Raw genomic sequence first — 20,989 nt, 5'->3', positions numbered from 1 at the left:
TATCTGAACTTGTTTTTGTAAATTTGTGTTCGAAATTTTTTACTAGATGAAAGAGAGTGCTGTAAAAAAAATTGCAGTTCTTACCTCAGGAGGTGACGCTCCCGGTATGAATGCGGCATTAAGAGCGGTAGTAAGGACCGCAAACTATTATAATATTGAATGCTACGGAGTAAGGGAAGGCTATAACGGCCTTATCCACGATGATTTCCTGAAAATGGGTCCCCGTTCCGTAAAAAATATAATCAACCAGGGCGGAACGATTCTGAAATCCGCCAGATCCGTGGAATTCAGAACTCCCGAAGGACGCCAGAAAGCATATGAAAACTGTGTGAAACATGGTGTGGATGGTTTGGTATGCATCGGAGGAGACGGAACTTTTACCGGAGCCAAGATCTTTTACGAAGAGTTTGGGATCAGAGTCATTGGTGTACCGGGAACAATCGACAATGATATTTTCGGAACGGATAATACCATCGGCTACGATACGGCTTTAAATACAGCTATGGAATCTATTGATAAGATTCGTGACACGGCAACTTCTCACAACAGAGTTTTCTTTGTAGAGGTAATGGGCCGTGATGCAGGTTTTATCGCTTTAAACAGCGGATTGGCAACTGGTGCGCTGGATATTCTTATTCCTGAGAAAAAAGACAGCAGAGATGAGCTTTTCGCTAATTTCAGAAAGGCTGAAAAAACTGGAAAGGCATCAAGCATCGTTGTAGTAGCGGAAGGTGAAAAGCAGGGAAGCATCTATGATCTTGCCGACTTAACTAAAGAAGAATTCCCAGATTATGATATCCGTGTAACCATTTTGGGACATATCCAGAGAGGAGGTTCTCCAAGCTGTGCAGACAGAGTTTTGGCCAGCAGACTGGGGTACGGTGCCGTAGTGGGATTAATGGAAGGAAAAACAAATGTAATGGCAGGAATGCGTTCCAACGATATGGTGTACACACCGATCGAAGATGCCATTAAAAAACATAATGAAATCAATAAAGATCTTTTACTGATTTCCGAAATTTTAGCAATCTAATTATTTTTTTATAAATCTAAAACAAACTATTATGTCAACAATCAAAGTAGGTATCAACGGTTTTGGTAGAATTGGACGTCTTGTTTTCAGAGCAATGACTGAAAGAGATAACATTGAAGTAGTAGGAATCAATGACCTAATCAACGCAGAATACATGGCTTACATGTTAAAATATGATTCTGTACACGGTATTTTCCCGGGAGAAGTTTCTGTAGAAGGAAATGACCTTGTGGTAAACGGAAAAAGAATCAGAGTAACTGCTGAGAAAGATCCTAACAACTTAAAGTGGAATGAAGTAGGTGCAGACTATATCGTAGAATCTACAGGTCTTTTCTTATCTAAAGACTCTGCTCAGGCTCACATCAACGCCGGAGCTAAAAAAGTAATCCTTTCTGCTCCCTCTAAAGACGACACTCCGATGTTCGTAATGGGTGTGAACCACCTGGAGCTTACTGACGATATCAAAATCTTATCCAACGCTTCTTGTACCACCAACTGTTTAGCTCCTTTAGCTAAAGTAATCCACGATAACTTCGGAATCGTAGAAGGTCTTATGACTACGGTACACGCTACAACGGCAACTCAGAAAACTGTTGACGGTCCTTCAATGAAAGACTGGAGAGGTGGAAGAGCTGCTCTGAACAATATTATCCCTTCTTCTACAGGTGCTGCTAAGGCGGTAGGAAAAGTAATCCCTTCACTAAACGGAAAATTAACAGGTATGTCTTTCAGAGTACCAACTGTTGACGTTTCTGTAGTAGACCTTACCGTAAGATTAGAAAAAGCTACTTCTTACGATGAGATCTGTGCTGCGATCAAAGCTGCTTCTGAAGGTGAATTGAAAGGAATCTTAGGATACACTGAAGATGCAGTGGTTTCTCAGGATTTCGTAGGAGATAAGAGAACTTCTATCTTCGACAAAGACGCTGGTATCATGCTTTCTCCAAACTTTGTAAAACTTGTTTCTTGGTATGACAACGAAATGGGTTACTCAAACAAATTGGTAGATATGCTGATTCATTCTGCTTCTTTATAATCAGTAATGAGCAATTAGCAATACATAATGAAAACCTTCCCGATGGGAAGGTTTTTTTATGATCAATTATTGGTTATGGGTTACAAAATTTCGATAATAACTTACGGTTTTGCTCCAAAAGGATTTTTATCAAATCTAAATGATAGTCCCACGAATGGATTCACCCTGTACTGCATTTTATTCAGATTATCGGAGGTAACAGAGCTATCAATAGTCTGCCCTACTGTGTAATCTGTGTTAGGACGGTTTTGCTTATGAACCGCAACGCCTGCTGATAAAACAATATTCTGTCCGATCCCCAAAGCACCTCCGGCAAAGACAGACAATTCTTCAAAATTAAATCCTAAACCACCTGTAAATCCGGGAGAAAAGTTTCGCTGGTTATTCATAAATGTAAACATAATACTAGGCATCAGATCCATCATTTTCCCATCTCTGTTTTGTGCTACGCTATTATCTACAGACGTAAATCTTGAACGGCTTGTGAGAAAAACGGCATTGGCTCCGAAGGAAGTTGTCCATTTCCAGTCAGATTCACTTTTCAGAATATACTTTCTTATTTTCTCTTCACCAATTACCCCGATGTACAGAATATATTGAGTATTGTTTCTAAAAACCAATTCCGTAACCACCTCATTTTCAGCACCAATTTCAGCATTCCCTTTCTCTTTCTCCATTTTTAACGGTTCATATTCAATAGCTTTCTTTTTTATCACGAGACTTTTCAGCTTTGAGGAGGGTATATATAATTTATAAATTCCCTTTTCAACTGGCATTTCAATGCTATCAATTTCAACAGACAGATCAATAGTAATCGTTTTATCGATTATCTTTTTTCCGTTATCTCCGATTCCCTCTATCTTTTCAACTTTTATTTGTGCAAAAAAAATGGAGGGCATAAAAATTACGAAAGCAAGAATCTTTAATAATAAATGTGTTTTCATGGCTATTAGTTTTGTACAAAGTTTGGAATTCCATGAATACAAGTAAAGTACCCGTTCGGGTGATTTTAAAATATGGGAATATTGGCTCTGTCTCAAAACTTAACGAGCAAAAAGTCTGTTTAAAATCGATCTTAATTTTCTTAACCTCAATAAACTTTAGTTTATTTTTTAATTTAAACATTAAGGATTTAAGGATCATGTTTATTATTATGAATGAAGAAATCAATAAATTGATTTTTTAAGTTCTTAATTTCTTAATGTTAAAAAAAAATTAGACAGCCTGTAAAGTTTCGTTAGAAAGATAAATATTATCTACTCTCCAAGTTTTAAGACTGAGCCGGAATATTGAAGAAATTTGTTGGGTGGTAAAAAAGAAAAAGCCTCTCCAGCAACGAGAGGCCATTAGTTTATCATTTTCAAACAACTAAAAAGAAAAGAGTAAACTGATTTTATAACATTCATTATCGTTTCAATTAAAGCCGCCCTGAAGAACGGTCCGTCAAGTTTGTTCTAATTAATATTTCTCCAATTACCATAAATTATAGAAAAAAATAAATCATTAAACAAAACGGAAGGAATAAATTGAGTTGCCATGGTTATTAGCTAGTACAAAGTTTACGATTTTATCATCGTAAAAAAATCCCCCTTTTGTGGTATTTTGTAAGTTTTTTAGTTATTTTAGCGTAAAACTATTTATTCATGGAGAATTCAGAAAAAAAGCACCCTCTCATTGAAGTCTGGAATACGTATCCCGGAATCAGAAAAGACAGAGAGATCCTGAATAAACCTCCCGTGGAACGAATCATTGGCGAGATGTTTGCCATCGGTGAGTTTTATTATTATGCCCTGAATCTCACCAACAGTACGCTTTCCCATCATCATGAAAATATTCTCAGGCTTCACGGTCTTCCGGAATATCCTGAAAATTTAAAAGAAGTCATCGATCTTACTCACCCTGATGACATTGAATTTGTCATGAAAGCCGAGCAGACCCTTATTGATAAAATAACAGAGATCGGCCTGGAGCACCAGCTTTACATCAAGTGCAGCTACTGTTTCAGAATGAAAACGGCAGAAGGAAATTATGAACTGTTCCATCATCAGTCCGTTATCACGATGGAGGATGAAACCGGCATTCCGGTGCAGGCTATAAATATCCATACCAATATTCATCACATCACTAAAGAAAATCCATATACCGTTCTTATTTCCGGGATAGGTCCAAGAAATGATTTTCACCAGGTAAAACTGGATTCTTTTTCCAAGCCGCAGCAGTTTTCAGAGCATTTAACCAAAAGGGAAATGGAGATCCTTGGCCTTATCACCAAAGGATATTCCGGACCTGAAATAGCCCAGGCATTAATCCTGTCCGAACATACGGTACGCACACACCGAAAAAATATTTTAAGAAAAACAGATTCCAGAAACTGCAAGGAGCTCGTGAAAAAGGCCTTTGAGAGAGGGCTTATCTGATAATTTTTACTTTTCCATATCATAACGGCTGAAAGACTGATAAATCTCACCAGGGTATTTCGGTTCAAAACTTGTATTTTTATATACAATGGAAAGAATGACTCCCCAGCCCCGTTTTAAAGATACTCACCACTTCAAAGATTTTTGGGAAAAAGGCAATGGAAAACAGCTTATTGATTTTTCCGGAGCGGAAGTAAGTTTTAAGAACTTCGACAGATTTGCTGCCCATTTTTATCATGTGGATGAAATCGGTGATGAGGTGGTGAAAGACGTTTATTTTACTAAAAAATTCCACGAAGCCTCCAGAGAAATTGAAGGTTATATACGAAACGGTGTTTCTGACACAGACGATGTTCCCGAAAGCGTAAAAAATCTTTTCGCACAGACTCATCATATTCCTGAATGGCTCGACTACAGCCTGCTGAAAAGCGGTGCAGAGCTTTGCATGCGCGGCAATATAGACTCGCTGATCTCGTTAAGGGATTACTGTCTGATGGGAGGTTATGATTACGCGTACCTCAACAAACCTCTTACTGCCACAGAAGCCTTGAAAAAAGGAGCTGTAAAACGTCTTTCCGAAACCCTGGATTTCTGGGTCAATGCCACCCGCTATGATGCACTTGAACTTCATAAAAAAGGGTATGAATTTGCCATAAAGACCCGCCTGATTCATTCTTACGCCAGACTTTCCATCAAGAAACATTATCGCCAATGGGACACTGAAAATTGGGGTGAGCCGATCAATTCATGGGATATGATGGCAACGTATATCGGTTTCAGTCTTGTTTTTCTCCATAGTCTTCAGAAACTGGGGAATACTTTTACGGAAGAAGAAGAGAAAGGAATTTTTCACCTTTGGAAATATGTAGGATATTTATTGGGCATTCCTGAAGAGCTTCTTCCAGACGGTAAAAAACAGGCAACGGAATATTTCTATCTATGGACTTCTGTACAACCGCCGTCAGACAAAGATTCTATTCTGCTGGCTCATTCTTTACTTAATGAATCATTGGAAAATCCAATTTTAAAATTTAAATTTCAAAGGAAGAATTTGAGATATCTTCATATCTGCTGCACGTGGTTTCTTTTGGATGATGAGGTATGCAAAAGACTGCAGATTCCGGATGTTCCAAACAGAAATCTGTTCCCGAAAACCAAAATTATGATCAACAAAATTTATGATCATGTAGTAAGCAGAGACGCCAGAATAAAAAAAGGGAACAAAGACCAGATGAAGGTACTGGAAGACTATCTGAGCATTACAAAAAATTCAAATTTCCACTAGAAAAGCGCTGAACAGCCGATGCATCAAAAGGCAAAAATTATTTTTTTATGTTTTGAATCATAAAACGCCGCATCCCGTTCGTAATGAATGATATCAGTCTCTATATTTTATTATTTTTTAACTCTAAAAACAGGTTTTCACTCTAAATAATATTAGTTTTTGATGTTTAAATTATGTACTTTTGAAAAATTATTTTAATAGAGATGAGCAACATAGAAGATAAGAAAAAAGCACTTGCATTGGTGCTTGACAAGCTAGATAAAACATACGGAAAAGGAACTGTAATGACATTAGGTGACAGTACTATTGATACGACCATCGAAGTGATTCCTTCCGGATCTTTAGGATTAGACATCGCTCTTGGAGTAGGTGGATATCCAAGAGGAAGAATTATCGAAATCTACGGACCAGAATCTTCCGGTAAAACAACTTTAACCCTTCACGCTATTGCAGAAGCTCAAAAAGCAGGTGGAATTGCAGCATTCATTGATGCAGAGCACGCTTTCGACAGAGGTTATGCAGGAAAGCTGGGAATCGATCTTGAAAACTTAATCATTTCTCAGCCGGACAACGGGGAGCAGGCATTGGAAATTGCTGACAACCTGATCCGTTCGGGAGCTATTGATATCGTAGTTATTGACTCGGTAGCAGCGCTTACTCCAAAAGCAGAAATTGAAGGAGAAATGGGAGATTCCAAAATGGGTCTTCACGCAAGATTAATGTCTCAGGCATTGAGAAAATTAACCGCTACGATTTCAAGAACAAAATGTACCGTAATTTTCATCAACCAGTTGAGAGAAAAGATCGGTGTTATGTTCGGAAACCCTGAAACGACTACTGGTGGTAACGCCTTGAAATTCTACGCTTCTGTAAGAGTAGATATCAGAAAAGCAAGTGCCCCGATTAAAAACGGAGATGAAGCAGTAGGAAGCCGTGTGAAAGTGAAAATTGTAAAAAACAAAGTAGCTCCACCTTTCAAACAAGCTGAATTTGACATTATGTACGGTGAAGGAGTTTCTAAAACAGGAGAAATCCTGGATCAGGCTGTAGAACTAGGAATTGTAAAGAAAAGCGGTTCTTGGTTCAGTTATGAAGAAACTAAACTAGGTCAGGGTCGTGACGCAGTAAAAGATGTGTTAAAGGACAACCCTGAGCTTGCTGATGAATTGGAAAATAAAATCAAAGAAGAATTGAAAAATAAAGTAAAATAATTTTTTTTTCAATATTATAAATTAAGACAGCTTTTTGAGCTGTCTTTTTTTGTGATGTTTCATTTAGGTTTTGGCTAAAGCCAATATGGTTTTATGCATATTTTGTAAGCGGGCTAAAGCCCGCTCCTATTGAATTTTAATAAGGTGCATTTAATCTTTTAAATCACCCACCCCTTCTGTCATTCTGTCACTTTATTCAAATCGGTATTTTTTTTGAGCGTTCAAAAGAAATTAAAACAAAAATTATTATGACTAAAGGAAATATTAATGTATCTGTGGAAAACATTTTCCCGCTTATTAAAAAATTTCTTTACAGTGACCACGAAATATTCCTGAGAGAACTAATTTCCAATGCAACTGATGCTACTTTGAAATTAAAGCATTTAACGAGCATTGGTGAGGCTAAAGTGGAATATGGAAACCCGAAGATTGAAGTTAAGATCGATAAAGAGCAGAAAACGTTACGCATTATCGATCAGGGAATCGGGATGACATCTGAAGAGGTTGAGAAATACATCAATCAGGTGGCTTTTTCTGGAGCTGAAGAATTCCTTGAAAAATATAAAGATTCCGCAAAAGACTCTGGAATCATCGGCCATTTCGGCCTTGGTTTCTATTCTGCATTTATGGTGGCAGAGAAAGTAGAAATTCTTACAAAATCTTATAAAGACGGATCTGCTGTAAGATGGATCTGCGACGGAAGCCCGGAATTCACCCTTGAAGAAACCACTGATAAAACCGACAGAGGAACGGAGATTATTCTTCACATCGCTGAAGATTCTACAGAATTTTTAGAAGAAGCAAAAATCCGTGAACTGCTTTCAAAATATAATAAGTTCATGCCTGTTCCAATCAAATTCGGAACAAAAACACATACGCTTCCATTACCGGAAGACGCTCCTGAAGATGCTGTAGCAGAAACTGAAGAAGTTGACAACATCATCAACAATCCGGCACCGGCCTGGACCATCGCACCAAGCGAGCTTACCAACGAAGATTATATGAAGTTCTACCACGAATTGTATCCCATGCAGTTTGAAGAGCCTTTATTTAATATTCACCTGAATGTTGACTATCCTTTCAACCTTACCGGAGTTTTATTTTTTCCGAAACTGAGCAACAATTTAAATATTGATAAGGATAAAATTCAATTGTATCAGAACCAGGTATTTGTTACGGACGAAGTAAAAGGTATCGTTCCTGATTTCTTAATGCTTCTGAGAGGAGTGATTGATTCTCCGGATATTCCATTGAACGTTTCCCGTTCTTACCTTCAGGCTGATGGTGCAGTAAAGAAAATTTCATCTTACATTACTAAGAAAGTGGCGGATAAAATGTCTTCTCTGATCAATGAAAACCGTGAAGATTATGAGCAAAAATGGAACGACATTAAAATCGTCATCGAGTACGGAATTATCACCGAAGAAAAATTCGCGGAAAAAGCAGATAAATTCACGCTATATCCTACCACTGACGGAAAATACTTCCTTTGGAATGAACTGATTGAAAAAATCCAGCCAGCTCATACGGATAAAGACGGCAACACAGTCATTCTTTATGCAACCAACGCAGACGAGCAGCACAGCTATATTCAGGCAGCGAATGATAAAGGTTATGATGTACTGTTACTAGACTCTCCTGTGATCTCTCACGTGATCCAGAAGTTGGAAACTTCAAAAGAGAAGATCTCATTTGCAAGAGTGGATGCAGATCACATCAACAACCTGATCAAAAAGGACGAGCCTGTCATTTCTAAATTAAATGAAACTGAAAAAGAATCATTAAAGAAGAATGTCGAAGAAGCCGTAAAAGATGCTAAATTCACGGTACAGCTTGAAGATCTTGACAGCAATGATGCTCCGTTTACCATCACACAGCCTGAATTTATGAGAAGAATGAAGGAAATGCAAGCTTCAGGCGGCGGCGGAATGTTTGGAATGGGAGGTTTCCCTGAGATGTACAATCTTGTGGTGAACTCAAACAGTGAACTTTCCAACCAGATTTTAAAAACAGAAAGTCCTGAGGAAAAAGAAACGCTGATCAAATACGCTCTTGATCTTGCAAAACTTTCACAGAATCTACTGAAAGGAAAAGACCTGACAGATTTCATCCAGAGAAGCTACAAGCAACTGGAAAAATAATATGATAAAGAAGGCCGTATCACAACCGTGACAACGGCCTTTTTTTATATTAATTATCTTTGTCAAAGTTTAAAACCTTGAAAAGGATATCTTCCAGCCTCCCTCTTCCAGCTTCCAGCCCCTTCATATTACCTGAGTTTAGTTTAAATTATCCTACAGATTCTTTATTATCCTGAATATCATTACATTTGTTCAAAACGTAATCGATGTTCGAAATAACCTCTGAAATACTTCCTTTTCTCCTCCTGTTCAGTTTAGGGATTGCCCTGTTTCATACCTTTATTTTATCTGGAATTTTTAATGTCAACTTAAAACCAGGCTGGATTATGTTTGTCATCGATCCTGTTATTTTAGGAATTGCTTTTCTGCTTTTCCGAAAAGAATCGGGAATTGTTTTCATTGCGTTGTTTCTTTCTGTTTTTGCCATGGCTATTATCGGGATGATCAAAAACGGTATTGAATCTACCGTTGATTCCTTTAAAGAACAGCGAAAAAATAAAACCCCGGTCTGGAAAATTATTGGTGGTGGATTGCTGGCTCTTTTAGGATATCTTGCTTTTTTCTACTTAGGCATCTATTCTTTCTTCCTCATCTTTTTTGTGATCATCCTAAGCTCCATGCTGCCGAATAATAAAAACAGATTTTACTTTTATCAAAGAACACTTCCTACTTCCACTATAAAAAGTGTAGCGATGGGTCTTGCGGAAATTTCGGGGAAGGCAAAAGCTATTCAGCCGGTCATTTCTCCGGATACGGATACCCAATGTGTAGGGTATATTTATACGGTTGATGAAATTCACACCTCCAGAGATGATGACGGCAGAACTTCTACTTCCTATCACGAGATTTCAAGAAAAACAGATCTCAAAAACTTTTATATTGAAGATGAAACCGGAAAAATAGAAATCGTTCCTGCACAACTTCAATGGATTAATTTTTCACCCACAAATTCGCGGGAAGGTGGTGGAAAACGGTATCAAGAATATATTCTCGATGAAAAGACTGATTTCCTTTTAATCGGACAGGCTTTTTATGAAGGGGCCAACTCTATTCTCCGTTTTGATGAAGGTAAAAAAGTATTTGGAATTGCTCCTTTGGATATAGTGAATTTTTCCAACAAATGGAGACCTTTAAAACTCAGGGCAATGACTGCATTGGGTTGCATCGCTGTATTTGCCGCCATTATTCTTTTTACACCCATTACAATTAATGGGACTAAGATCATGATTGAACAGAGAAACTGGAAAGAGGTCATGAAGTCCAATCCTTTTGAAAGTATTTTTAACCGTTAATAACCACTAAACCATGATTTCGCTTTTACTTATCATTATTGTTGCTGTAGGTCTGATTACTTTCTTAATCAGCACTTATAACCGACTGGTAATGCTGGAAAACAATTCTCAAAAAGCTTTTGCCAACATTGATGTGGTGCTGAAACAGCGGGCAGATGAAGTTCCCAATCTTGTAAGAACGGTAAAAGCAACCGCTCTGAACGAGAATACGATTCTGAAGGAACTTGTAGCCCTTCGATCCCAATATCTTAACACCAAAGAAAATGATCAGAAAATGAAAATTGCTTACAATATCGACGGAAAACTGAAATCATTTCTAGTTACCGTGGAAAATTATCCTGAAATAAAAGCCAGCCAGTCATTTCTTGAGCTTCAGAAAAGATTAAGTGAACTGGAAGATATCATTGCTGACCGAAGAGAATATTTCAACGATTCTATCAATTTGTACAACACCGGCATTGCAGTTTTCCCGGATTTTATTTTTGCTAAAATGATGAATTACCGGAAAAAGGAAATGCTTCAGTTTTCAGATACCGAAAAACAAAATAATACCATAACACTTTAATAATGGAAATAGATTTAGGCACCCTCGGCAGTTTCATCAATTCTGAGAAATTTTTCGGAAGTCTTGCTATTGGTTTTCCGGTTCTTACGATCGGATTATTGATGCTGTACAGTATTTTTAAGAAAATTTTCTTTGTGAAAAAAATTCTCAGATTCATCATTCTGACTTTCGGACTGTCCGTAATTGTGTTTATCCCTTTTATTTTCTTCTCAGCTTTTATTGGCTTTGAAAAACTAAAACTGACATTGATTTATCTCGCGATTCTGGTCTGTGTGACTGGTTTCACATTATTCAATACAGAGGAGACCGTTAATTTCCTCAAAGAAGCGTCAAAATTGAAAAACGCTCAAAAAAATTAAAACAGAACCATGGGAAAATTTATTTTATTTGCGCCTTTAATTTTTACATCCTTCATTCTGCTCATGAATTACGGAAGGAAGAGATCAAAACAAGGTAGTACATCCATTTCTCTGGCCTCTTTTATTTATCCGGGTCTTGTAGTTTTTGCTGTTTCCAGTTTATTTTTTGGCTTGGTAACCTTTATTTCTTACCCGGTAATCTCCTTTTTCTCGTCTCCAAAATATGAGGCTAAGGTTGTTGAATATGATTCCACACAATCTTATGGTGACGAAACTAAAAAAGCGGTGGTAGAATTCAGAGATGACAACAATCAATTGATTAAAAAACCTTTAAACTATGGAAGCAGTCATCCCGTAGAAATAGGAAAAACAATAACGGTGGGTTATGAGGACGGAGACCAAAGTGTGACCAACTTAAGTTTCGGAACGCAGCTACTCCCCATCTCTATTATTTCTCTTTTCCTGTTTTTGCTCGGTTTGGCTATGGCATGGATCTTATTATATTCCTTGGGAAAGGACTATTCTATTATTTTCCGGATAGGGATTGGTTTTGTGATGTACCTGGTTTTTCCTGCAGCCGTGCTATTTTTTATCGGGATACTATCCTGGGTAATCTGGGAATATTTCCAGGGGAGAAGAAATGACATGCCAATTTGGGCATTAGGAATTTGCAGTCTATTTGTCACGCTCCTCATTCCTGCTTTCTTCGGATACTTAAAAGTGCTTTTTACCAAAGAAAAGAAAGTCAAAAAAACCAGTAGATTTTCCAACTTTAAAAACCAAATTCGTAAATAATTTTTACTGTAATCCAAATAAAAATTCAAATTTAGCTACTGATATCAATATTCTGTGAATGTCGCATGATCAGGGCAACAAATCTTATTGCACATTTTTTCTGTTTTCTATTGTACACATTGTGCTTTTTTTCCATTTTTGTATAAAATGTCGGATATGCAAAAAGAAAAATTACGCGTCATCAGAAAACAAAAAGGCTATACCCAGCAGCAGATAGCTGATATTATCGCGACTGATGTATCCAACTACAGCAGAAAAGAAAGCGGAGACGTAAGAATTGTAAAAGATGAATGGGACAAAATTGCCCGTTTTCTGGATGTTACCGTAGAAGATATTTATGAGGATGAAGAAGCTAAGGTGGTTATCAACAATGATCATCCCATCTTTAATGGAAGTGCTTCAGGAGGAAACATCAATCAGCAGTTTAATAACATACCTGGTTCTATTATTGAGAATCTTCAGGGTTACATTACCATGTTGAAAGAGGAAAATGAAAGATTGAAAGAAGAATTAAGAACTCCGAAAGGAAGGAAATAAGGCTGCAGTTTTAAAGTCTGTCCATTATTTAAAATATAAATGCCCTGAATACTGTTGAGTATTCAGGGCATTTTATTTTGTGAAAGCTTATTGCTTTTTGCGAAAGACAATAATTATTCTTTGATAATTTTATACGTTTTTGTTCCCTCTGAAGTTTGCACTTTAAAAACATAAACTCCTTTGGTAAGCGATGAAATATCTACTCTTTTCTCTTTCGAACTTTTTACAAACTGTCCGGCTAGCGTAAAAATATTTATATTTTCTATCTTCTTATTTGTTTCTATATGAACAAAATCAGATGTTGGATTTGGGAAGATATTCATGGGGCTTTCTTTAGTCTCATTTGTTGATAAAAAAGTTTCCGGGTACAATTTAAAAATCCATGTATCTTCACCACCTGTATTTTTCCCTGACCCTACCAGATCTCCGTTCTGAGAATTTGTACTTCCTGCAATCACTATGCTTCCATCGCTATTTTGTATGAAATTTAGTGCATAATCATAAGTAGATCCTCCCCAACATTTCTTCCACAAGATATTTCCTGATGTATCAAATTTCATCAACCAAATATCAGAAGCTCCATGATGACCACTTCCATATACCGTTTTATAACCATTCCAGACGAGCCCCATTGCTATGTAATTGTTGTCCGTAGATTTTATAATTTTACCCCAATTATAATATTCAGCATAATCACTTCCAATCTTTTTTTGCCATAGAATATTACCTGCGAAATCAGTTTTAAAAATCCAGTAATCACTATCATCATCTACTGCAACACCAGTCAAATCTCCATCCAATGAGCTTGCCTGTCCCCAAAATACATATCCGTCTACATCCTTAAAAAAATCTGTTGCATATTCCCAGCTGGAGCCACCATACGTCTTCTGAGACAACAGGTTTCCTGAAGTATCCAATTGTATAACCCAGGCATCCTGCTCCCCGTGATTATTGGTAACTGTCCCATTATTAGATCTTGTCTGGGCAAAAACCATGTAATTGCTATCAGGCGTAAAATCTATTTTCACTCCCATATCATCTGCATTTCCGCCATAAGTTTTAGTCCAAACTAAATTTCCATCCCCTGTAATTTTGGTAATTCTAATATCTAAAAAGCCGGCGTTTAATACATTTCCGAGTAAAATATATCCGTCCGGGACAGGTAGAATATCATTAATTCCTTCTCCATTGTAAAACTTTTTCCAAATGAAATTCCCCAAGCTATCCATTTTAAAAACCCACATCTTTTCGCTGGAGTAATGTCCGGACATATCACCGTCTGTAGAGCTTGTAGTGCCAATTAAAATAAAATTTCCATCAGCGAGTTTTATAATTTTTTTACCAAAATCTTTTCCGGATCCACCAATCGTTTTATTCCACACCGGATTTCCGTTAGCATCAATCTTACTGATGGCACACTTGAAAGAAGACCCGGGTACTGTATTTGTTTGTGCCAGCGAAATATATCCCCCGTCAGAAGTTTGTACAATATCGTTGATACGATCATGCAATCCGGTCATGATTACTTTTTGCCACTCCATCAGAGGAGCTGTTTGAGCCAAGGATAGGTAATAACTTACAATGAATAAGAGTAGTAGAATTTTTTTCACGGTTCTTTTTTAATTTTCACGCAAAGTTAATCAGATATCTTATGAATGCAAATCTTCGCTTTTTTTATAGTTTATCGATTGCCTTCAGAATCTCTTCTTTGTTATTCACCAATCCCTGCAGATGATCTCCTTTTGATTTGATGAATACTTTAGGTTCAGAAGCATTATCGAAAACCAATTTCCCCTGTTCGTAAGGAATGGTTTTATCTTCCCCTCCATGAATGACAAGCACAGGAAGCTTTCCTAAGGCTTTTACATCTTCTTTAGCAGCATATGGAGAAACCATCGACTGCAGGATAAAATCTTTGTATTGAGGGTTAAAATGAGCGGCTATGTCGGTGAAAGAGGACATCGGACAGTCTAGGATAAGACCAGAGATTTTTGAAACATTATCTTTAGCAAGGTGAGCTGCGATCTGAGTTCCCAAAGAAGCTCCGTAGATATAGACTTTGGTATTTTTGATATCAGGTCTTTTCATCAGTTCATCAAAGAATTTCTGTCCGTCTTCTGCTATATTCTTATGCGATGGTTTTCCTGTAGAGAGTCCATATCCTCTGAAATCAATCATCACGACCTGATATCCTGCCTCTACCAAAGGTTTGGTCATAAACTGATAGGTCGTTACATTTCCTCCTGAGCCATGAAAATAGAAAATCGTCTTCCTGATATTTTTTGCGTCTGGTTTTGCAATAAAAGCGGTGATTGTATCTTGATCAACCGGCAAATTAATCTGTTCAAGTGTTTTAAATTCAAAGGGCTTCATCGTTTTACTGGGCTGATAGAATTTTTCATCCGATTGAGCTTTTGAAAATACAGCGATAAAAAGGAATAGTAATGAGAAGATTGAAATTGGTTTCATAAGTTTTCGTTTTATTTATGAACCAAAAGTACCGCAATTACCAACCGTTAAAAAAAATAGGTGACTGATCTGTAAATATCTTTATCTGAACGGTAAAATTGTTAAGACTACCTGAGTTCGAGATAAGAAAATTAAGATTTAGGCACCAAAGTTACGAAACTAGTTATGAGTTTTAAATGATATTGTTTTTCAGGTTTTGGCTAAAGCCAAATTGCTTTCTTCTTTTTTGTTGAATGGGCTAAAGCCCATTCCTATTGAATATTAGACTACCCTGAGGTAATAAAATTAAGATTGAGGCACCGAAAAGAAACTCGCATCCCGAAACGTTATGAAATGCTAAGATTTATACTTTAAACATTCTTAAATCATTATAAAAACAAATGTCTTATCCTGAAATCAAGTTAAGACTAAATCTCCTCAAGCGGGTTCCAGAACAATTTTTTGAAATCTTTTATCCTCAAATTTTCTACAGTAATTCCTTCCGCTTCGAGTCTTTTCTGAAACTCAGGAACAGATAACACGCCTGAACTGGATATGACCCGGTGCGCCGGAACATCTTCAGGACATCCTCCCATCGCTTTTCCTACATGGCGGGAATGATTGGGATACCCTACCGCTTTAGCGATGGCCCCATAAGAGGAAACTCTTCCTTTCGGAATAAGTCTTGTGATCTCGTAAATCTGTTGTTTGAAAATTTCGTCCATAGCCAAGTGATCTGTTTTTTATTATTAGTTAAGGAAGTCAGAAGCTCGAAGAGGGAAGTTATTGAAGCCCAAAGATAGAAGTACCGGGGTATTTTTATTCATCTTTTTAAAACGACTTCAATATATTTAAAAAGAATTGTTAAATATGTACTGCCTGATAGTAACTTCCATCCTCCAGCTTCCAACCTTTTCATCTTAAATTCTCATCCCGAACGCAGATTAAATACATTTTAACCCGTTTCTGCATCATTTTTGAACTCTTAATGATTCAATGATGTTTGATTTTAACTATAAAGATATGAAAAAATCATTTTTCAGACTGCTGAATGCAGTGAATAAAAAGATGTTTCCCAAGTTGAGCAATAAAGATCCGAACCGTCTCAGTAAAATAGAGAAAGGAATTCTGGCCTACCGTTATTTTGTGCTGGTGAATTCCCTTGACTGACCTCCGCGTGAGGGATGTGGAGGGCGCGAGCGCAGCGAGCGGTACAGCGTACCGGAACGAAGTGGAGCCCGGAGCAGCCCGACCCGAGGTTTGGGATTGGGGTGGTGAGGGGCACGCCATTTTTTTTATGATGTAAAAAGTATTAATGTATTCATGATTACAACTTATATGTCACTGCGAACAAAGCAAATCAATCACAATTAATAATAAAGCTTCAATTTAACGGTCTTAAAATTCTTAATGATTCAAAGTAAAAACCATTAAGAAAAAGTTCAGCATTAAGATTATTAAGAGATTGCTTCGCTTCGCTCGCAATGCCGGTGTGAGAACAAAAAAACGCTTCAAAGTGAATTGAAGCGTTTGTATTTTGATAAGAAATGTATTCTTAAGAATTTTCTAGAATGTAAGAGAACATCAATGGTGCACAGATGGTGGCATCACTTTCAACGATGAATTTCGGTGTAGTGATATCCAGTTTACCCCAAGTGATTTTCTCGTTTGGAACTGCTCCTGAATATGAACCGTAAGATGTGGTAGAATCCGAGATCTGGCAGAAATAAGACCAGAAAGGAACGTCATGCATTTCCATATCCTGATAAAGCATCGGTACTACACAGATTGGGAAATCTCCTGCGATACCTCCTCCGATCTGGAAGAAACCAACTCCTTTTCCAGCTGAATTTTTAGTGTACCAGTCTGCAAGATACATCATATACTCGATTCCTGATTTCATAGTGGTTGCCGTAAGCTCACCTTTGATACAGTAAGAAGCGAAGATGTTACCCATCGTAGAATCTTCCCATCCCGGAACTACAATTGGAAGGTTTTTCTCAGCGGCAGCGATCATCCATGAGTTTTCTCTTGGAATCTCGTAGTACTGCTCAAGAACTCCTGAAAGAATCATTTTGTACATGAATTCGTGCGGGAAATAACGCTCACCTTTAGCTTCTGCATCTTTCCAGATATCCACGATATGCTTCTGAAGTCTTCTGAAAGCTTCTTCTTCAGGGATACATGTATCGGTAACTCTGTTTAACCCTCTTTCTAATAAAGCCCACTCGTCCTGAGCCGTAAGATCTCTGTAGTGAGGAACTCTTTCGTAGTGAGAATGTGCCACAAGATTCATCAAATCTTCTTCAAGATTCGCTCCTGTACAAGAAATAAAATCAACTTTTCCCTGACGGATCATTTTTGCAAGGATTTTCCCCAATTCAGCAGTAGACATAGCACCTGCCAAAGTGATCATCATTTTTCCGCCATCTTTAAGATGTGCAACATACCCCTTAGATGCATCTACCAATGCAGCCGCATTGAAGTGCAGGTAATATTTCTCTATAAATTCAGAAATCGGTTTGCTCATTTTTTTAATTTTTGCAAAGATAAAACTTAAAAACGGAATGCAACATGAGTACGTAAAGAAACTCTCCTCTGAACATCCTTTTTTAACAAATGATAAATAGAGCTGCCTTCATCAGGGTTTTATACAAAAAGTACAGCCCTGGAGCTGTACTTTCTCTAACAATATAGATTACACAGGGATTACCCGTGACAAGATTCTACTTTTAAGATCTCAATCTTTCTTTCGCCCTCTCTAAAAGGCCAGTCGATGATATCTCCCACTTTATATCCTACCGTTGCCAAGGCGATATCCGATAAGATGGAATGTTTGTTCTTAGCCGGTTTAGCTTTTGCAGAAGCCACAAAAATATATTCATGTTCAAAATTCTGCGTATGATCTTTGATGGTCACTTTTCTGTCAACCGTTACGATATCGGCGGGAAGATCTCTTCTCAAAACCTGTTTCGCTTTTCTAAGCTCTTCTGCAAGCCTTTTTTCTTCAGCCATACTTACTTTTTTTCTTCTGAGTGTATCTTTTATCGCATCATAAATTCCGGTGGTGAGTATAATAGGTTTAGACATTTTTTACTTGTTTTAAAAATTAATGAATGCAGTTATTCTTCGTGATCCAATGCAGGATGACACTTCTGTTCAGTTTTTCTCCTGTAGAAAACTGCAAAAAAATAATAGGTAAAATAGATCGGAATGTTTCCCTGTCGTGGATCCTGACAGGGCTTAATTGATAAAGTCCTTAGAACTCTTCAGAAAAGAATCTGTATGTAAATATAACAGCGACAGCAAAAGACCATTGGAATGGCAGTCTGCAGATAAAGAAATATGTGCTGTCATAGATTAAATCGTATTAATAATACCCGTAAGATACTCAAAAATCCCGACATACGGAAGAAAACCATTTTAAACTCGCAACCACATATCTCGTAACCCGTACCCTTACAATTTAAACTTTCTGTTATCCTTCTTCTCGGAAATTTTCTTTTTGGTATCCAGTCTTTTCTGTTTTTGTCCTTTGGAAGGCTTAGTTGCGATCCTTTTCTTGGGAACAATTAAAGCTTTATTGACGATCTCAATAATTTTTTCAATCGCTTTGTTTTTATTCATCAACTGGGTCCTGCTTTCTGAAACAGTCAGAAATAAATAGCCTTCAGCGTTGATCCTGTTTTTTAATTTATTCTGGATCAGCTCTTTTTGGTATTCATTGAAGAATTCAGATTCGGCAACAGACCAGAGAACCGTTACAGCGGTTTCGACTTTATTGACGTTTTGGCCTCCTGCTCCACTGCTGCGGGAAGTTTTAAAGCTGAGTTCTTTTGAGAAGTCTTTCATAGGATAGAGACTGATAGATTAAAGCGTAAAGATAAAAGATTATAAGCCTTCGCTTATTATTTTATGGAGTTCTATTCGGTTTACTTTACCATTCGGTGTTCTTGGGATCTTTTCAGTGAAAATAATTTCTTTGGGTTTGTGAAAGTTCTTTTCAAAAGATATTTCAAATATTTTCTCAACCAAATTCGCAGATTCTTCTCCTTCTATGATCAATATTAATTTCTGTCCAAGACTTTCATCTTTTATACCAATGAATACCGCTTCGTTTGGAATTTCTTTTTTGACCAAAGCTTCCAGGGTTTCAGGAAAAATTTTCGCGCCTCCGGAATTAATCACGTTGTCAATTCTTCCCAAAAATCTAAACTGCTTTTCATTTTTAATTTCAACTAAATCATTAGTCTGCAGCACTTCAGCATTCACATTGGGAGCAAAAATCTTCAGGCAACCTCTTTCATCTGTACTGATAGAAACGTTTTCAAAAGCGGTGAAATAATCTTCGGGTTCAGGCATCAGCTGTTTTAAGGCAATATGGGAAAGGGTTTCAGACATTCCATAGGTTTCAAAAATACGGTTTGAAGTATGGGAACGCTGAGCTGCTGTATTAATTTTTTCTTTCAGGTTTTCTGAAACTGTAGCTCCACCGATGATTAAATTTTTAATTAAATGTAGCTTGTCCAACGAATTCTCCACCTGAAGCGGAGTCATGGCACAGAAATCTACTACTTCATTTAAATGTTCTACCGGTTTCAAAGATGGCTCTGAAATAATCAGCATCAATCGTCTTTCTATAGAACGAACCATCATCATTTTACCGGAAATATATTCTACCGGAAGGCATAATAAGGCTTTATCATCTTCTTTTAAACCTAAAAAATTACAGGTCATCAACGCAGAATTGACCATTTTATTTTTCTCGATTTCAAAAACTTTCGGTGTTCCTGTAGAACCGGAGGTCTGCACTTTTACCGTATTTCCATCGGAAAACCATTCGTCCAGAAAATTTTTGGTTTTCTGTTCAAAATCCGTTTGAAATGATAAATTATTAATATTGAGATTATTGAAGTCTATCCGCATGATTGTAGTATATAAAAAGTGATGTAAATGTAAAAAAAACTTTAAAAAGTTCTTGTATCTAAAGAAAAAAGCTGTAAATTTGCCTCACCAAAATAAAAACAGACCCATGGTGTAACGGTAGCACTCTGGTTTTTGGTACCATCAGTTGGGGTTCGAATCCCTGTGGGTCTACAAACCATTCTTTTTTAAGGATGGTTTTTTTGTTTTATAAACTTTCCGTTTCTGCCATTTCCATTATTTGTGATGGATTAAAGTTATTCAAAATTTAGAATCATCTGTAAAACTTGTAAAGCAGATAAAGATTATTTTTTTAACGCAAAGAAAATGTATTCTAACACTTTATAAAGGGAAGCAAAGACGGAATCAACGAAGTTGATTCTGATGAAGGAAATGGATATATAATGATTTAAAGAAAAAGAATCATACTTCTTATGGAAATGATACTGATTTTTAATTTTGATAATCTGCTCTATCCGCATAATCTGCGAGAGCTATTCATTTTTGTTTGCTCTATAATTCTGCCGTGACATCAGGAAAGATAATTACATTAAAAAAATAAATCTTAAGTCATCAAAACATAGTCGTTTACCTTTTCATCACTTAAAAATTCCATACTTTTTACGGGAGATTCTTGCCTGTAAAGAAAAAAATTGTAAATTTGCACCACCAAAATAAAACAGACCCATGGTGTAACGGTAGCACTCTGGTTTTTGGTACCATCAGTTGGGGTTCGAATCCCTGTGGGTCTACAAACCATTCTTTTTTAAGGGTGGTTTTTTTGTTTTAAATAGAAGTATAGATCCTAATATTTCTGATCGTATATTTTCCATCTCAAATTTCTTGATTTTTCTAAGATTCTCACTGAAAAAAAAATTCTTTTTTCAACAATACATTTTATTCAACATAAAATTCATTAGTAGATCATTAAAAAATATCAAAATCTA

At 36.9% G+C, this 20,989-nt stretch carries 20 protein-coding genes and 2 tRNA genes; 14 read left to right on the top strand and 8 right to left on the bottom strand.

Annotation, left to right across the window (positions count from 1 at the left end; translation table 11 throughout):
* Positions 1-46: 46 nt before the first annotated feature.
* Together pfkA and gap are read left to right on the top strand one after the other, a co-directional pair.
* Entirely contained in the window at positions 47-1,033 is a 987-nt protein-coding gene (gene pfkA / locus N0B48_RS11915) for a 6-phosphofructokinase (RefSeq protein WP_259839014.1), read from the top strand.
* Positions 1,034-1,064: 31 nt separating this feature from the next.
* Entirely contained in the window at positions 1,065-2,069 is a 1,005-nt protein-coding gene (gene gap, locus N0B48_RS11910) for a type I glyceraldehyde-3-phosphate dehydrogenase (protein ID WP_259839013.1), read from the top strand.
* A 101-nt stretch (positions 2,070-2,170) separates the two neighbouring features.
* On the opposite strand, the gene N0B48_RS11905 is transcribed toward gap, so the two are convergent.
* Positions 2,171-3,013, bottom strand: a complete 843-nt coding sequence (locus N0B48_RS11905) for a hypothetical protein (RefSeq protein ID WP_259839012.1) — start codon at positions 3,011-3,013, stop codon at positions 2,171-2,173.
* A gap of 699 nt (positions 3,014-3,712) precedes the next feature.
* Here N0B48_RS11905 and N0B48_RS11900 point away from each other — a divergent pair.
* From N0B48_RS11900 to N0B48_RS11860, 9 genes are all read left to right on the top strand, one after another.
* Complete coding sequence (locus N0B48_RS11900) at positions 3,713-4,486, top strand: response regulator transcription factor (RefSeq protein WP_259839011.1); 774 nt, start codon at positions 3,713-3,715, stop codon at positions 4,484-4,486.
* Positions 4,487-4,583: 97 nt separating this feature from the next.
* Positions 4,584-5,771: an oxygenase MpaB family protein gene (locus tag N0B48_RS11895; RefSeq protein ID WP_259839009.1), complete on the top strand. Its 1,188-nt coding sequence runs from the start codon at positions 4,584-4,586 to the stop codon at positions 5,769-5,771.
* 203 nt (positions 5,772-5,974) lie between these two features.
* Positions 5,975-6,982 carry a recombinase RecA gene (gene recA, locus N0B48_RS11890; protein ID WP_259839007.1) on the top strand — a complete coding sequence of 336 codons (1,008 nt, stop codon included), beginning with the start codon at positions 5,975-5,977 and terminating at the stop codon, positions 6,980-6,982.
* 248 nt (positions 6,983-7,230) lie between these two features.
* On the top strand, positions 7,231-9,123 hold the full coding sequence (gene htpG, locus N0B48_RS11885) for a molecular chaperone HtpG (RefSeq protein ID WP_259839006.1): 1,893 nt from the start codon (positions 7,231-7,233) through the stop codon (positions 9,121-9,123).
* Between the two features lie 206 nt (positions 9,124-9,329).
* Positions 9,330-10,415 carry an E3 ubiquitin ligase family protein gene (locus N0B48_RS11880; protein ID WP_259839005.1) on the top strand — a complete coding sequence of 362 codons (1,086 nt, stop codon included), beginning with the start codon at positions 9,330-9,332 and terminating at the stop codon, positions 10,413-10,415.
* Positions 10,416-10,428: 13 nt separating this feature from the next.
* Positions 10,429-10,980, top strand: coding sequence for a LemA family protein (locus tag N0B48_RS11875; protein ID WP_259839004.1), 552 nt, complete (start codon positions 10,429-10,431; stop codon positions 10,978-10,980).
* 2 nt (positions 10,981-10,982) lie between these two features.
* Positions 10,983-11,339, top strand: a complete 357-nt coding sequence (locus tag N0B48_RS11870) for a hypothetical protein (RefSeq protein WP_259839003.1) — start codon at positions 10,983-10,985, stop codon at positions 11,337-11,339.
* Between the two features lie 9 nt (positions 11,340-11,348).
* Positions 11,349-12,134 carry a hypothetical protein gene (locus tag N0B48_RS11865; RefSeq protein WP_259839002.1) on the top strand — a complete coding sequence of 262 codons (786 nt, stop codon included), beginning with the start codon at positions 11,349-11,351 and terminating at the stop codon, positions 12,132-12,134.
* Between the two features lie 156 nt (positions 12,135-12,290).
* Complete coding sequence (locus tag N0B48_RS11860) at positions 12,291-12,671, top strand: helix-turn-helix transcriptional regulator (RefSeq protein WP_259839001.1); 381 nt, start codon at positions 12,291-12,293, stop codon at positions 12,669-12,671.
* Positions 12,672-12,784: 113 nt separating this feature from the next.
* On the opposite strand, the gene N0B48_RS22915 is transcribed toward N0B48_RS11860, so the two are convergent.
* The 3 genes from N0B48_RS22915 to N0B48_RS11845 form a co-directional block, all read right to left on the bottom strand.
* On the bottom strand, positions 12,785-14,281 hold the full coding sequence (locus tag N0B48_RS22915; protein ID WP_259839000.1) for a T9SS type A sorting domain-containing protein: 1,497 nt from the start codon (positions 14,279-14,281) through the stop codon (positions 12,785-12,787).
* Positions 14,282-14,345: 64 nt separating this feature from the next.
* Complete coding sequence (locus N0B48_RS11850; protein WP_259838999.1) at positions 14,346-15,140, bottom strand: alpha/beta hydrolase; 795 nt, start codon at positions 15,138-15,140, stop codon at positions 14,346-14,348.
* Positions 15,141-15,547: 407 nt separating this feature from the next.
* Positions 15,548-15,844, bottom strand: a complete 297-nt coding sequence (locus tag N0B48_RS11845) for an MGMT family protein (RefSeq protein ID WP_072922467.1) — start codon at positions 15,842-15,844, stop codon at positions 15,548-15,550.
* A 298-nt stretch (positions 15,845-16,142) separates the two neighbouring features.
* Between N0B48_RS11845 and N0B48_RS11840 the strand changes: the two genes are divergently transcribed.
* Positions 16,143-16,289 (top strand): hypothetical protein, encoded by a 147-nt coding sequence (locus tag N0B48_RS11840; RefSeq protein ID WP_259838998.1) that lies wholly within the window; start codon positions 16,143-16,145, stop codon positions 16,287-16,289.
* A gap of 385 nt (positions 16,290-16,674) precedes the next feature.
* On the opposite strand, the gene N0B48_RS11835 is transcribed toward N0B48_RS11840, so the two are convergent.
* The 4 genes from N0B48_RS11835 to N0B48_RS11820 form a co-directional block, all read right to left on the bottom strand.
* A complete protein-coding gene (locus N0B48_RS11835; RefSeq protein ID WP_259838997.1) occupies positions 16,675-17,649 on the bottom strand; it encodes a deoxyhypusine synthase family protein in 975 nt (324 codons plus the stop codon).
* 179 nt (positions 17,650-17,828) lie between these two features.
* Complete coding sequence (locus N0B48_RS11830) at positions 17,829-18,209, bottom strand: GreA/GreB family elongation factor (protein WP_259838996.1); 381 nt, start codon at positions 18,207-18,209, stop codon at positions 17,829-17,831.
* Positions 18,210-18,578: 369 nt separating this feature from the next.
* Complete coding sequence (gene arfB, locus N0B48_RS11825) at positions 18,579-18,971, bottom strand: alternative ribosome rescue aminoacyl-tRNA hydrolase ArfB (RefSeq protein WP_259838995.1); 393 nt, start codon at positions 18,969-18,971, stop codon at positions 18,579-18,581.
* A 39-nt stretch (positions 18,972-19,010) separates the two neighbouring features.
* Entirely contained in the window at positions 19,011-20,045 is a 1,035-nt protein-coding gene (locus N0B48_RS11820; protein WP_259838994.1) for an AMP-binding protein, read from the bottom strand.
* A 100-nt stretch (positions 20,046-20,145) separates the two neighbouring features.
* Here N0B48_RS11820 and N0B48_RS11815 point away from each other — a divergent pair.
* Positions 20,146-20,216 (top strand) — tRNA-Gln (locus N0B48_RS11815).
* A 507-nt stretch (positions 20,217-20,723) separates the two neighbouring features.
* Positions 20,724-20,794: transfer RNA gene (locus N0B48_RS11810), tRNA-Gln, on the top strand.
* The last annotated feature ends 195 nt before the right edge of the window (positions 20,795-20,989 follow it).

The sequence above is a fragment of the Chryseobacterium herbae genome, assembly GCF_025154075.1.
Classification (GTDB): domain Bacteria; phylum Bacteroidota; class Bacteroidia; order Flavobacteriales; family Weeksellaceae; genus Chryseobacterium; species Chryseobacterium herbae.
The sequence above is the reverse complement of the archived record's forward strand: the minus strand, read 5'-3'. Positions and strand labels throughout refer to the sequence as shown.

Coding starts and splice junctions, on each gene's coding strand:
- N0B48_RS11865 (WP_259839002.1), top strand. CDS start 11,349: ATGGGAAAATTTATTTTATTTGCGCCTTTAATTTTTACATCCTTCATT.
- N0B48_RS11875 (WP_259839004.1), top strand. CDS start 10,429: ATGATTTCGCTTTTACTTATCATTATTGTTGCTGTAGGTCTGATTACT.
- N0B48_RS11905 (WP_259839012.1), bottom strand. CDS start 3,013: ATGAAAACACATTTATTATTAAAGATTCTTGCTTTCGTAATTTTTATG.
- N0B48_RS11900 (WP_259839011.1), top strand. CDS start 3,713: ATGGAGAATTCAGAAAAAAAGCACCCTCTCATTGAAGTCTGGAATACG.
- N0B48_RS11895 (WP_259839009.1), top strand. CDS start 4,584: ATGACTCCCCAGCCCCGTTTTAAAGATACTCACCACTTCAAAGATTTT.
- htpG (WP_259839006.1), top strand. CDS start 7,231: ATGACTAAAGGAAATATTAATGTATCTGTGGAAAACATTTTCCCGCTT.
- N0B48_RS11830 (WP_259838996.1), bottom strand. CDS start 18,209: ATGTCTAAACCTATTATACTCACCACCGGAATTTATGATGCGATAAAA.
- N0B48_RS11845 (WP_072922467.1), bottom strand. CDS start 15,844: ATGGACGAAATTTTCAAACAACAGATTTACGAGATCACAAGACTTATT.
- recA (WP_259839007.1), top strand. CDS start 5,975: ATGAGCAACATAGAAGATAAGAAAAAAGCACTTGCATTGGTGCTTGAC.
- gap (WP_259839013.1), top strand. CDS start 1,065: ATGTCAACAATCAAAGTAGGTATCAACGGTTTTGGTAGAATTGGACGT.
- N0B48_RS11835 (WP_259838997.1), bottom strand. CDS start 17,649: ATGAGCAAACCGATTTCTGAATTTATAGAGAAATATTACCTGCACTTC.
- arfB (WP_259838995.1), bottom strand. CDS start 18,971: ATGAAAGACTTCTCAAAAGAACTCAGCTTTAAAACTTCCCGCAGCAGT.
- N0B48_RS11850 (WP_259838999.1), bottom strand. CDS start 15,140: ATGAAACCAATTTCAATCTTCTCATTACTATTCCTTTTTATCGCTGTA.
- N0B48_RS11870 (WP_259839003.1), top strand. CDS start 10,983: ATGGAAATAGATTTAGGCACCCTCGGCAGTTTCATCAATTCTGAGAAA.
- N0B48_RS11840 (WP_259838998.1), top strand. CDS start 16,143: ATGAAAAAATCATTTTTCAGACTGCTGAATGCAGTGAATAAAAAGATG.
- N0B48_RS11820 (WP_259838994.1), bottom strand. CDS start 20,045: ATGCGGATAGACTTCAATAATCTCAATATTAATAATTTATCATTTCAA.
- pfkA (WP_259839014.1), top strand. CDS start 47: ATGAAAGAGAGTGCTGTAAAAAAAATTGCAGTTCTTACCTCAGGAGGT.
- N0B48_RS11860 (WP_259839001.1), top strand. CDS start 12,291: ATGCAAAAAGAAAAATTACGCGTCATCAGAAAACAAAAAGGCTATACC.
- N0B48_RS11880 (WP_259839005.1), top strand. CDS start 9,330: ATGTTCGAAATAACCTCTGAAATACTTCCTTTTCTCCTCCTGTTCAGT.